The 12,283-nt window shown below is 62.7% G+C and carries 15 protein-coding genes; 3 read left to right on the top strand and 12 right to left on the bottom strand.

Annotation, left to right across the window (positions count from 1 at the left end; genetic code table 11):
* The first annotated feature begins 20 nt into the window (after positions 1-20).
* From nucS to AC5RVB_RS00130, 3 genes are all read left to right on the top strand, one after another.
* Positions 21-716: an endonuclease NucS gene (nucS, locus tag AC5RVB_RS00120; protein WP_227903334.1), complete on the top strand. Its 696-nt coding sequence runs from the start codon at positions 21-23 to the stop codon at positions 714-716.
* Positions 717-751: 35 nt separating this feature from the next.
* Positions 752-1,984: an N-acetylglucosamine-6-phosphate deacetylase gene (locus AC5RVB_RS00125; RefSeq protein WP_494141683.1), complete on the top strand. Its 1,233-nt coding sequence runs from the start codon at positions 752-754 to the stop codon at positions 1,982-1,984.
* A 218-nt stretch (positions 1,985-2,202) separates the two neighbouring features.
* Complete coding sequence (locus AC5RVB_RS00130; protein WP_146361532.1) at positions 2,203-2,406, top strand: cold-shock protein; 204 nt, start codon at positions 2,203-2,205, stop codon at positions 2,404-2,406.
* Between the two features lie 80 nt (positions 2,407-2,486).
* On the opposite strand, the gene murA is transcribed toward AC5RVB_RS00130, so the two are convergent.
* From murA to AC5RVB_RS00190, 12 genes are all read right to left on the bottom strand, one after another.
* Positions 2,487-3,752 carry a UDP-N-acetylglucosamine 1-carboxyvinyltransferase gene (murA, locus tag AC5RVB_RS00135; protein ID WP_227929495.1) on the bottom strand — a complete coding sequence of 422 codons (1,266 nt, stop codon included), beginning with the start codon at positions 3,750-3,752 and terminating at the stop codon, positions 2,487-2,489.
* A gap of 122 nt (positions 3,753-3,874) precedes the next feature.
* Positions 3,875-4,303: a DUF2550 domain-containing protein gene (locus tag AC5RVB_RS00140; RefSeq protein ID WP_227903342.1), complete on the bottom strand. Its 429-nt coding sequence runs from the start codon at positions 4,301-4,303 to the stop codon at positions 3,875-3,877.
* 9 nt (positions 4,304-4,312) lie between these two features.
* A complete protein-coding gene (locus AC5RVB_RS00145) occupies positions 4,313-4,606 on the bottom strand; it encodes a F0F1 ATP synthase subunit epsilon (RefSeq protein ID WP_227903344.1) in 294 nt (97 codons plus the stop codon).
* Between the two features lie 5 nt (positions 4,607-4,611).
* Complete coding sequence (gene atpD / locus AC5RVB_RS00150) at positions 4,612-6,075, bottom strand: F0F1 ATP synthase subunit beta (RefSeq protein ID WP_227903345.1); 1,464 nt, start codon at positions 6,073-6,075, stop codon at positions 4,612-4,614.
* 76 nt (positions 6,076-6,151) lie between these two features.
* Positions 6,152-7,045, bottom strand: a complete 894-nt coding sequence (locus AC5RVB_RS00155) for a F0F1 ATP synthase subunit gamma (protein WP_227903346.1) — start codon at positions 7,043-7,045, stop codon at positions 6,152-6,154.
* Positions 7,046-7,143: 98 nt separating this feature from the next.
* The gene (gene atpA / locus AC5RVB_RS00160; protein ID WP_227903347.1) at positions 7,144-8,781 is read right to left on the bottom strand and encodes a F0F1 ATP synthase subunit alpha; all 1,638 of its coding nucleotides are present in this window, start codon (positions 8,779-8,781) and stop codon (positions 7,144-7,146) included.
* Positions 8,782-8,880: 99 nt separating this feature from the next.
* Positions 8,881-9,696, bottom strand: a complete 816-nt coding sequence (locus tag AC5RVB_RS00165) for a F0F1 ATP synthase subunit delta (RefSeq protein ID WP_227903348.1) — start codon at positions 9,694-9,696, stop codon at positions 8,881-8,883.
* Positions 9,696-10,244: a F0F1 ATP synthase subunit B gene (locus AC5RVB_RS00170; RefSeq protein WP_227903349.1), complete on the bottom strand. Its 549-nt coding sequence runs from the start codon at positions 10,242-10,244 to the stop codon at positions 9,696-9,698. Before AC5RVB_RS00170 ends, AC5RVB_RS00165 begins: the two co-directional genes overlap by 1 nt.
* Positions 10,245-10,289: 45 nt before the next feature.
* Positions 10,290-10,505, bottom strand: coding sequence for an ATP synthase F0 subunit C (gene atpE, locus AC5RVB_RS00175; protein WP_191807777.1), 216 nt, complete (start codon positions 10,503-10,505; stop codon positions 10,290-10,292).
* A gap of 70 nt (positions 10,506-10,575) precedes the next feature.
* The gene (atpB, locus tag AC5RVB_RS00180; RefSeq protein ID WP_290244733.1) at positions 10,576-11,379 is read right to left on the bottom strand and encodes a F0F1 ATP synthase subunit A; all 804 of its coding nucleotides are present in this window, start codon (positions 11,377-11,379) and stop codon (positions 10,576-10,578) included.
* A gap of 85 nt (positions 11,380-11,464) precedes the next feature.
* Positions 11,465-11,734, bottom strand: a complete 270-nt coding sequence (locus AC5RVB_RS00185) for an AtpZ/AtpI family protein (RefSeq protein WP_227903352.1) — start codon at positions 11,732-11,734, stop codon at positions 11,465-11,467.
* Positions 11,727-12,209, bottom strand: coding sequence for a Cg1360 family ATP-synthase-associated protein (locus tag AC5RVB_RS00190; RefSeq protein ID WP_494141684.1), 483 nt, complete (start codon positions 12,207-12,209; stop codon positions 11,727-11,729). The genes AC5RVB_RS00185 and AC5RVB_RS00190 overlap by 8 nt, the downstream gene beginning before the upstream one ends.
* Between the last annotated feature and the right edge of the window lie 74 nt (positions 12,210-12,283).

Raw genomic sequence — 12,283 nt, forward strand, 5'->3', positions numbered from 1 at the left:
TGAGCCGGTAAAGTGCAACTGTGCGTTTAGTAATAGCCCGATGCTCCGTTGACTACGTCGGCCGCCTCCGTGCCCATCTGCCCCTGGCCGTACGGCTCCTGATGGTCAAGGCCGACGGTTCCGTCCTGATCCATTCCGACGGCGGATCCTACAAACCGCTGAACTGGATGAGCCCTCCTGCCACCATGCGCAGCGTGGCACCGGACGAGACGGACGCCGAGGCCGGCGTCACCGAAGTGTGGAACGTCCAGAGTGCCAAAACCGATGACCGGCTGATCATCAGCATCCACGAACGCTTCTCCGACGTCTCCCATGACCTGGGAGTCGATCCCGGCCTGATCAAGGACGGCGTGGAAGCGGACCTGCAGCGGCTCCTGGCCGAGCAGATCAACCGGCTCGGCGAGGGACATACGCTGATCCGCCGCGAATACATGACCGCCATCGGTCCGGTGGACATCCTGGCGCGCGATGCCTCCGGCGCCACCGTGGCGGTGGAACTCAAGCGCCGCGGAGACATTGACGGCGTGGAACAGCTCACCCGTTACCTGGAACTGCTCAACCGCGATCCGCTGCTGGCACCGGTCAAGGGGATCTTTGCCGCCCAGCAGATCAAGCCGCAGGCACGGGTCCTGGCCGAAGACCGCGGAATCACCTGCCTGACCCTGGATTATGACGCCATGCGCGGAGTGGATGACCGGGATTCCCGGCTGTTCTGACTCTCCGGCACGGCCGGCATGCCTAGAATCGGTGCATGACGTCCACAGCCCCTGACCAGAACCGCGGCTGGATCCGCGGCGCCCTGCTCGCCCCGGATGAACTGGTCAGCGACGGTGTGCTGGCTTTTGAGGGCGACCGCATTGTCTATGCCGGACCGGCTGACGGCTTCGACGGCGGGGGCTGGCCGGATCCGGTCGCCGCCCCCGACGCCAGCCTCATCATTCCCGGGCTGGTGGACCTGCACTGCCACGGGGCGGTGGGCAGCGACTTCACCACGGCGGATGCCGAGGGGATGCGCCGGGCCGCCGGTTTCCTCCATGCCGCGGGAACCACCACACTGCTGGCCAGTACCGTTTCCGCGCCCCGGGATGTGCTGCTGGCGGCCGCCGGCAGGCTGGGCGCCCTCGCCCGGGAAGGGCTGATTGCCGGCATCCATGCCGAGGGCCCCTTCCTCTCCCCCGTCCGCTGCGGTGCACAGGACCCGGCCTCCCTGCTTCCTCCGGACCCCGACTTCGTGGATGAATTCCTCCTGGCTTCGGACGATGAACTGGTCACCATGACCTACGCCCCGGAACTTGCCGGTGCCGATGAGCTGGTGGACCGGCTGATTACCCGGGGCGTGACACCCTCATTGGGCCACTCCGATGCCTCGGACGCCACCGCAGCCGAGTCGCTGGAGTCTGCCCGGGAGGAGATGGAGGAAGCGGGCTTCGACGGCTACGCTCCGCGCCCTACCGTGACGCACCTGTTCAACGGGATGGCCCCGATGCACCACCGCTCCCCCGGCCCCGTGGCGGCCTGCCTGCGGGCGGCGCAGCGCGGTGATGCGGTGGTGGAGCTCATTGCCGACGGCGTGCATCTGGACCCGGCGATGATCCGCACGGTCTTTGACCTGGCCGGTGCCCAGAATGTGGCGCTGGTGAGCGATTCCATGGCCGCCACCGGGCTGGGGAACGGCAGATACCGCCTTGGGCCCGCCGACGTCGTGGTCAGCGGCGGTACCGCGAGGCTGGCAACCGACGGCGGGCTGGCCGGCGGGACGGCCACCCTGCTGCAGTGCGTCCGAACCGCGGTGGAGGCCGGCGTCCCGCTGGCCGATGCCGTGCTGGCAGCCACCGGCGTGCCGGCGGAGGTGCTCCGGCTTGCGGACGAGGTCGGCACGCTGAGGCGTGGGCTGCGGGCCGATGCGCTGCTGGTTTCAGCGGACCTGGAGCTGCTCGGTGTGCTGCGGGGCGGGACCTGGCTGCGGGCCCCGGAAAACACGTAGGAAAAACTTACAAATATTTCGTTTTCAGCATTGACCAGCGAAATGGCTTATGCGACTCTATTACCAGTCTTTGTGTAGGTGTTTTTTCATGCTCGCAAGACCGTTGCGAGCGAGAAGCTCCTCAAGGAACTGCTGAACGGCAAGAACTTGGGCTTTCTTGCTTCAGTAACATAAGCCGCACGGAGCGTGCAGGTAAGTTCCATTTATGAGGAGAAACAATGGCTCAGGGTACCGTCAAATGGTTTAACGCCGAAAAGGGCTTCGGCTTCATCACTCCGGACGATTCCGACGGCGACGTCTTCGTTCACTACTCCGAGATCCAGACCAACGGATTCAAGACGCTCGACGAGAACCAGCGCGTTTCCTTCGAGATCGGCCAGGGCGCCAAGGGCCCCCAGGCCACCGGCGTCACCGCCCTCTAAGGATTAGCCAGCAGTACATCCCGAAAGGGAAACCAGGAAAGCCTCCGGCATATGCCGGAGGCTTTCCTGTGTCCGCGGGCCTAGCCCCGCCGGCGCACCACGTTCGCGCCGAGGCCGCGAAGGTTTTCCATAAACCTTTCATAGCCGCGGTCAATATGATCAACACCGCGCACTTCGCTGGTTCCGTCCGCCGCCAGTCCGGCGATTACCAGCGCTGCCCCTGCACGGATATCGTTCGCTACCACCGGCGCCCCGGAAAGCAGCGGAACACCCTGAATCAATGCATGATGGCCGTCCAGGCGCACCACGGCGCCCAATCGTGCCAGTTCCGAGGTAAACCCCCAGCGTGCCTCGAAGACATTCTCGGTCACCATGCCGGATCCGGTGGAAACGGCGTTCAATGTGACCACAAACGGCTGCAGGTCAGTGGGGAAACCCGGATAAGGCAGCGTCGAAACGTTGATCGGCTCCGGGCGCTCGGGCCCCTTGACGGTGAATCCGTCCTGCCCGGTTTCAACTTCGCAGCCGGCCTGGACCAGCTTGTCCAGTACTACGGCGAGAGCTGACGCGTCCGCCTGGCGGACTTCAATTTCGCCGCCGGTAATGGCCGCAGCGAAGGCCCACGTACCCGCGACTATCCGGTCCGGCACCACCCGGTGCTCCACCGGATGCAGCTCCTGCACACCGTCAATGACCAGCGTGTTGGTTCCCACGCCGCTGATCTTGGCGCCCATGCCGGTCAGCATCAGCGCTATGTCAGTGATTTCCGGTTCGCGGGCGGCGTTGTCGATGATGGTCCTCCCCCGCGCCAGCGTTGCGGCCATCATCAGGTTCTCGGTCGCACCCACGGACGGGAAGTCCAGGATGTGGGCGGCACCGTGCAGCCCTTCCGGGACTGAGGCCATCAGGTAGCCGTGGTCGATACCGATGGTCGCACCCATCAGTTCAAGCCCCGCCCGGTGCATGTCCAAGCCACGTGAACCGATGGCGTCCCCGCCGGGCAACGCCACCTCGGCGCGCCGGCAGCGGGCAACCAGCGGGCCCAGGACCGAGATGGAGGCACGCATGGCCCGCACCAGGTCATAGTCCGCCTGGTGCCCCGGGAGCGCGGGAACGTCCACAGCCACCGATGCGGCGTCGACGTCGTAATCCACCGTGCAGCCAAGCCGGCGCAGCAGCTCGGCCATGATCCACACATCCTGGATGTTGGGCACATTGGTGATGACGGATCGGCCCTCGGCCAGCAGCGTGGCAGCCATCAGCTTCAGGACGCTGTTCTTGGCACCCGGAACGGTAACTGCTCCGCGGAGGGTGCTGGGGCCGGTAACAACAATGACGTCTTCCATTACTCCATCCTAGGCGGACGCCCGCGCAGCGCTTCGTTCGGCGGCGGGCGGCGGAGGGTGTTTCCGGGCAGCAAAAAAGGCACAGGGAATTTTCCCTGTGCCTTTTTCACGCCCTGCCGGATCTACCGCCAGGTGCCGATGCCGATGACCGGACCGGCTTCGAGCCAGGAGGAGAGGCCGGTGTAGGTTTCGTACTTCATGGCCACCAGGACCTCGCTGTCCTCGCAGGACAGCTTCACCACCACGGCACCGGGCTGGATGCGGGCACGCTCCGCTTCGGTGGGTTCCCGCCAGCCGTTGATTTCCAGCGAACTTCGCAGGAAACGGTACGGCGGACGGGGACTCAGCGATACAAGGCGCAGCCACTCCAGATGGGTGTCCGTATAACGGCAAACCCCCATCCGCCACCCGGCAGGCGGGAAGCAGATGGAGGCGTCAAAGGTCCCCAGGGTGCGCCGCAACGTGCTGCGGCGCACCCAGAAAAGCACTACTGCCAGGACCAGCAGCCCGAACAGGGCTGCCACAGCAATGAACACGTAGGAGCTGTCCATCGGTGGGGGTCAGCGGATCCCGGCGGTTGCTTCGTTGGTCACCTTGGCATTGTCGGCCACAATGACCACGCGGTTGTTGTCCACGGAGAAGAATCCTCCGTCAACGCTTACCTCAATGCGCGAGCCGGACACAGGCTCGATGGCCATGGTGCCCTCTGCCAGGATGGCCAGCACCGGTGAGTGGCCGGGAAGGATCCCGATCTCGCCGTCGCTGGTGCGGGCCTTGACCATCTTTGCCGCACCGGACCACACGAAGTGGTCTGCTGCAACAATCTCAACTTCGAGTTCAGCAGTGTCCGCCATGGGGCTCACTTCCCGGTCTGCTCTTGGATCTTCGCCCACTGACGCTCAACATCGTCCATGCCGCCAACGTTGAAGAAGGCCTGCTCGGCAATGTGGTCAACGTCGCCGTCGCAGATGGCCTTGAAGCCTTCAACGGTGTCCTTGATGGAAACCGTGGAGCCTTCGACACCGGTGAACTGCTTGGCGGTGTAGGTGTTCTGCGAGAGGAACTGCTGGATGCGGCGTGCACGCGAAACAACAATCTTGTCCTCTTCACCGAGTTCGTCGATGCCGAGGATGGCGATGATGTCCTGGAGTTCCTTGTTCTTCTGCAGGATCTGCTTGACGCGGATAGCCGTGTCATAGTGCTCCTGGCCCACGTACTGCGGGTCGAGGATGCGCGACGTCGAGGTCAGCGGATCCACGGCCGGGTACAGGCCACGCGAAGCGATTTCACGGGAAAGTTCCGTGGTCGCGTCCAGGTGGGCGAACGTGGTGGCCGGAGCCGGGTCGGTGTAGTCATCAGCAGGCACGTAAATGGCCTGCATGGACGTGATCGAGTGACCCTTGGTGGAGGTGATGCGCTCCTGCAGCAGACCCATCTCATCAGCCAGGTTCGGCTGGTAGCCCACGGCGGACGGCATACGGCCGAGAAGGGTGGAAACCTCGGAACCTGCCTGCGTGAAGCGGAAGATGTTGTCGATGAAGAGCAGCACGTCCTGGTTCTGCACATCGCGGAAGTACTCCGCCATGGTCAGGCCGGACAGGGCCACGCGAAGACGCGTTCCCGGCGGCTCATCCATCTGGCCGAATACAAGGGCCGTGTCCTTCAGGACGCCTGCCTCTTCCATTTCAACCCAGAGGTCGTTGCCTTCACGGGTACGCTCGCCGACACCGGCGAATACGGAGGTACCACCGAAGTTGCGGGCAACACGGGTGATCATTTCCTGGATCAGCACGGTCTTGCCGACGCCGGCGCCGCCGAACAGGCCGATCTTGCCGCCCTTGATGTACGGGGTCAGGAGGTCGATCACCTTGATGCCCGTTTCGAGCATCTCGGTGGAACCCTCAAGGTCCGCGAAGTTCGGAGCGGAACGGTGGATCGGCCAGCGCTCGGAGATTTCCAGCTGGTCCTCGGCAACGTCCAGGGGCTCGCCCAGCACGTTGAAGATGTGGCCCTTGACTCCGTCGCCCACGGGCACGGAGATGGGAGCACCGGTGTCCACCACGGCTGCGCCGCGGACGAGGCCGTCGGTGGCCTGCAGGGAGATGGCACGGACGAGGTTGTCACCCAGGTGCTGGGAGGTCTCGAAGGTGATGGTGCGGGTCTGGCCGTCGAGCGTCAGCTCGGTGGTCAGTGCGTTGTAGATGGTGGGGATTGCGTCAGCCGGGAATTCGACGTCGACAACCGGGCCAATGACACGGGCGATACGGCCTGTGGCGCCCGGTGCTACGGAGGTTGCTCCGTGCTCGGCAGTTTGGGCAGTCATCTCTCTCACTTCACTCAGTTAGATGGCGTGTGGACTAAGTTTTGTTTTGCGTTGGAGCTTGCTCGATTGCAGGCGGCTAGGAGGCGCTGAGCGCGTCCGCACCGGCGACAATCTCGGAAAGCTCCTGGGTGATTTCAGCCTGACGGGCGTTGTTGCGAAGTCGCGTGTACTTCTTGATCAGGTCCGTGGCGTTATCCCCTGCGGCCTTCATGGCACGCTGGCGGGCGGCAAGCTCGGAAGCGGCTGCCTGGAGCATGGCTGCGAAGATGCGCGACTCGATGTAGCGCGGCAGCAGTGCGTCCAGGACCTTTTCGGGCTCGGGCTCGTATTCGTAGAGGGGCAGGAACTCAGAGCTTGACTGGGCTTCTTCCTCCACTACCTCCAGCGGCAGCAGTCGGATGACCGCAGGTTCCTGAACAACCATGGACTTGAAGCGCGTGTAGACAATGTGGATTTCATCCACGCCGCCGTCTTCGTAGGCCGTATTGAAGTCATCGAGGAGTGCCTTGCCGATTTCTCGGGCTGTTTCGAACTCAGGTGCATCGGTACCACCGGTCCACACCCGTTCCACGGAACGGTTGCGGAATTCGTAGTACGCCTGCGCCTTGCGTCCGACAAGGTAGGTCTTAACTTCCTTGCCCTCTTCACGGAGCAATTCATTAAGTGCTTCGCCCTGCTTGAGGACACCGGCGGAGTATGATCCGGCAAGACCGCGGTCGGAGGTCATGATGACCACGGCTGCGCGCCGGATCTGCTCCGGTTCGGTGGTCAGCGGATGATCGATCTCCGACTGGGATGCCACAGCAGAAACGGCACGGGTGATCGCATTGGAGTAAGGCAGTGACGCAGCCACACGGGTGCGCGCCTTTCCAATCCGAGAGGCAGCAATCAGCTCCATCGCCTTGAAGATCTTCTGCATCGACGTGGTCGACGCGATCTTCTGACGGTAGACCCGAATTTGGGCTCCCATACTTTTCCTTTCAGTTCCTAGCGTTCGAACTAGGGGCTAAGGCAATGGCCAGGTGTTCCGCTGCCTGGCACCGGGCCCGGCAGCGGAACACCAAACCGCTAGCGCTTCTGCTTGACGATCTTTTCCTGGTCTACGGAGTCCTCGTCCAAGGCGGAGGTCTCTTCGTTGCCGGCGGCAACCATGCGGTTGTCACCTTCGCCGAAGAAGCCCTGCTTGAAGTTGGTGATGAGGTTCTTCATCTCATCGACCGTGGAATCCTCGAGCTTGTTCGTCTCGGCCAGGACGGTCATGACGGACGAGGAGTGGCGTACGTGCTCCAGGAACTCGGTCTCGAAGCGGCGGACGTCCTCTACCGGAACGTCATCCAGGTAGCCGTTGGTGCCCATCCAGATGGAGACAACCTGGTCTTCCACCGGGAACGGAGCGTACTGGCCCTGCTTGAGCAGTTCCATCAGGCGTGCACCGCGGGTCAGCTGCTGGCGGGAAGCCGCATCCAGGTCCGAGGCGAACATGGCGAATGCTTGCATGTCGCGGTACTGGGCCAGTTCCAGCTTCAACGTACCGGAGACCTTCTTCATGGCCTTCTGCTGCGCTGCACCACCGACGCGGGACACGGAAATACCGACGTCGACGGCGGGGCGCTGGTTGGCGTTGAAGAGGTCCGACTGCAGGAAGATCTGGCCGTCGGTGATGGAGATAACGTTGGTCGGGATGTAGGCCGAGACGTCATTTGCCTTGGTTTCGATGATCGGCAGGCCGGTCATCGAGCCTGCACCGAGCTCGTCAGAGAGCTTGGCGCAACGCTCCAGGAGGCGGGAGTGCAAGTAGAAGACGTCGCCCGGGTAGGCTTCGCGTCCCGGCGGGCGGCGCAGCAGCAGCGACACGGCGCGGTAGGCTTCAGCCTGCTTGGAGAGATCATCAAAGATGATCAGGACGTGCTTGCCGCCGTACATCCAGTGCTGGCCGATGGCCGAGCCTGCGTACGGTGCCAGGTACTTGAAGCCTGCGGGGTCGGATGCCGGGGAGGCCACGATGGTGGTGTACTCCATGGCGCCCTGGTCTTCCAGCGTGCGCTTGATTTCAGCGATCGTGGAAGCCTTCTGGCCGATGGCAACGTAGATGCAGCGAACCTGCTTCTGGACGTCGCCGGACTCCCAGTTGGCCTTCTGGTTCAGGATGGTGTCCACGGCAATGGCGGTCTTACCCGTCTTGCGGTCACCAATGATCAGCTGGCGCTGGCCGCGACCGATCGGGATCATGGCGTCGATTGCCTTGAGGCCGGTCTGGAGGGGCTCGTGGACCGACTTACGCTGGGTAACGCCGGGGGCCTGGAGTTCCAGTGCACGGCGTGCTTCAGCCTGGATCGGGCCCAGGTCATCCATCGGCTCGCCCAGCGGGTCGACTACGCGGCCCAGGAAGGCGTCGCCTACGGGTACGGACAGGACTTCACCGGTGCGGTGTACTTCCTGGCCTTCTTCGATACCGGCGAAATCGCCAAGTACCACGACACCGATTTCACGGGTGTCCAGGTTCTGGGCCAGGCCCAGCGTGCCGTCCTCAAACCGAAGCAGCTCGTTCGCCATAACGGAGGGCAGGCCCTCCACACGGGCGATGCCGTCGCTGGCGGTGGTTACCCGGCCAACTTCAACGCGCTCTGCGTTTCCGGGTTCGTAGGACGCCGCGAATTCGTTCAACGCATTACGGACGTCGTCGGCGTTGATGGTCAATTCGGCCATCTGCAGTCCCTGCTCTCCTATGTTGTGATCATCGCTTACTTCCGATGACCGTGATTGGTTCTCAATTGTTTCTCTGGCCGTTGCCGGCCCTGAAGGTGACTAGACAGCGAGCTTTCGGCGCAGTTCGGTCAGTCGTGTCGTGACAGTGGAATCAACTACTTCATCCCCCACTGTGACACGGATGCCGCCCAGAATCGTCGGGTCTACGTTGACGTTAATCTTCAGCTCACGGCCATACAGTCCGTTGAGAGAGGACTGCAGACGCTTCTGCTGCTCCTGCGTCAGCGGGCGGCTCGACTGCACTTCTGCAATCCACCGCTGCTGCCGGCCGGCTACCAGTTCCATGAACCGGGTGACCAGTGCCGAAGGACGCAGTCCGCGCGGGGCGGTAACTGCCTGCTTCACCAGCACCTTTGCTTCGGCTCCCATGCCGGGTACCAGCTTCATGGCCAGCGCGGAACGCGCCTCGGCCGAAGCCTGCCGTTCCTGCAGGGCCCGCTGGACCTCGTGGTTGGCTGCTACAACCTGGTTGAACCGGAACAGATCGCTTTCCAGATCTTCCAGGCCGGAGAGGCCGGGGCCCTTGTTTTCCGCCACTGCGGAAACAACCGTTGCACCCAGGGTTTCCAGGGCGTCGCCCATGTCGCGCGGGTTGCGCCACCGGGACTCCACCAGAGAAGCAACAAGCTGCTCGGCGTCGGTCGAAACCTTGCCGCCCACCAGCTTGGAGACCAGGGCTGCCTTGGCAGAGGCTTCACGAGCCGGATCCGTCAGGGCACGCAGCAGTCCAGCATCGCTGTCCAGCAGGCCCAGAATTCCAAAGAGTTCCTCAGCCAGGGACAGGCGTGCGCCGGGAAGCATTGTTTCCAGCTTTTCCTGTGCCGCGGCCAGTGACTCGCTCGATATACCTGCCATTACTGGACCGCACCTGCGTTCTGGGTTTCCAGGTCGTCAAGGAAGCGGTCAACGACACGGGCTGCACGCGCGTCGTCGGCGAGGGACTCGCCAACGATCTTGCTGGCCAGTTCCGTGGCGAGGGTTCCCACTTCGCTGCGAAGCGCAACGACAGCTGCCTGCCGTTCCGCCTCAATGGCGACGTGGGACTGTTCCATGATGCGGGCGGACTCGGCGCCGGCCTTGGCCTTGAGGTCGGCAAGGATCTGGGCGCCTTCGGCGCGTGCTTCCTCACGGATCCGGTTGGCCTCGGTGCGGGCGTCGATCAGCTGCTGCTTGTATTCATCCAGAGCTGCGCTGGCTTCTGCCTGGGCGGCTTCAGCCTTCTTGAGTCCGCCTTCGATGGCCTCGGTACGCTCTGCATACGTCTTCTCGAACATCGGGACGACGAACTTGACCACGATGTACATCAGCGCAGCGAAGCCAAGCAGTGTTACGAGGATCTCCCAGATGTTTGGGACCAGAGGATTCGCGCCTTCTTCAGCGGCGAGGATTAGTGCCTCGTTCATTTACCATCCGTCCTATCTACTTGGTTAGGAAAATACGCGCTGAAGTTAGAGAACGAACGCGAAAACCAGACCAAGGATAGCCAGTGCTTCGGTCAGCGCCAGGCCCAGGAAGGCGATGGGCTGCAGAACGCGCTGTGCTTCCGGCTGGCGTGCAACGCCGTTGATGTAGGCAGCGAAGACCAGACCCACGCCGATGGCGCCGCCGATGGCGGACAGACCGTAGCCGACGAGGTTGATGTTGCCGTTGATTTCACCAATCATTTGGCTTGTTCCTTTCAAGATGCCCGAGGGCAGGTTGTGGGTTCAGAGGTTTCCCCCGAAAAGGGGAGGTTTAGTGTTCCTCGGCCAGGGAGCCTTGGATGTAGATCGCAGTCAGCAGGGTAAATACGTAGGCCTGCAGGCACTGGATCAAAACTTCGAACAGGAACATGCCAACGCCGCCAACCAGGGTGAGGACACCCAGCGGCTTCAGCAGTCCTTCAGCCTCGAGCAGCAGGAACTCGGTTCCGCTTGCCGCCAGCATGATGATGAGGTGGCCCGACAGCATGGTCGCGAAGAGTCGCAGACTGTGCGTGATCGGGCGGACCAGGAAGGTGGAGATGATTTCGATCAGTACCACGAGCGGCAGAATCGCCATCGGCACACCGGAAGGAACCACGGCGAACTTGAAGTACGAAATACCGTGCTTCTTGATGCCCAGGATGATCCAGGTGAAGTAGACGATGCCGGCGAGGGCGTAGGCCGTTCCCACGTGTGAGGTGGTCGGCAGCTGCGCCAGCGGAATGCTGCCCCAGAGGTTGTTGATCAGGATGAAGAAGAAGAGCGAGAACAGCAGCGGGGTGAATGCCCGGAAGTCCTTTTCACCGATAATGTCCCGGCCGATCGAGTTCCGGACCATGTTGTAGCCGAACTCACCCAGGAACTGCAGCCGGCCCGGCACCAGCTGGCGCTTGCGCGCAGCGGCAATAAAGAACCAGCTGATAATGATGACGGAGATCAGGATAAGCAGCATCTGCTTACCGAAACCCTCACCGGTCGGGGCGCCCCATGGAAGGATCTCAGGGAGGTGCATGTCTTCGAGGGTGGGTGAAACGAATCCCTCGTCATTGGAGGCGGGAAGCGCAAGCGCGATCAACGCGTTTCCTCTCTGCTGTGTCCATCGTTGGGCATATCATTGGCGGGCACGCGCGAGGTGCGCCCTCTATTCAGGTTTTGTGAAGTCAATTCGATTTATCCGTATCCGGCTGTTTTCCGCCCGTGGTGGGCCGGTCCGCACCCGGGGTGCGCCTGTGCGCGGCGGCCACATAGTAGCCACTCACCGCACCCAAGACGATACCGGCCGGTAAAATCCAGCGAGTTCCCAGGAGACTATCCAGGCTCCACCCTATCAAACCCAAGGCGATGATTCCCGCCAGCACATACTGCAGTGCTTCCTTGCGGCGGGACGGCGGTGCCTGGAAGGCCACGGGTACGGGCTGTTTCTTAGGCATGTCCGGCTCCTTTGGTGGTCTCGTCGGGAATGTCTGCGTATATCAAGTGCCGTGTCCGTGAAAAGGCGCGGACCTCAGCAGCCTGCCAAAGCACCACAGCACCTACAGCCGTGAGGGCAAACCATTCCCGGTGCAGCCATTCCGGAGCGCCCAGGCCGAAAAGAATGACGGCGAAACCGACAACTTTAATGGCATAGGTGACCACAAACATTCCAATGGCACCTGACGGATTGCTGCGGCCCACGAAATGGCCAACCAAAAGGCTGATGCCGAAGAAAGCCGCAATCAGGAACCACCCCAGCAGCGAACTCGCTGCTGCGCCGGGACCCGTGAGGACTGCGGCCGCCGCTGCGGCGAGAACCGCTGCAGCACCGGTCAGGAGAAACGCCGCCCTGAGGATCCCCAGCCAGGGGGCCGCCGTTGGCCCGGAGGGGGTCAGGTACCCGCCGGAGCGGGAACCGTCTTCGGATCTCATGGTGTGGGCAGTCTTCCTTGCCTGGGCTGTGATGGGTTTGGATAAGGCGCGGGCTACCGCGACCCTTGAATTCT

This window comes from Arthrobacter sp. Y3225209 (assembly GCF_059090685.1).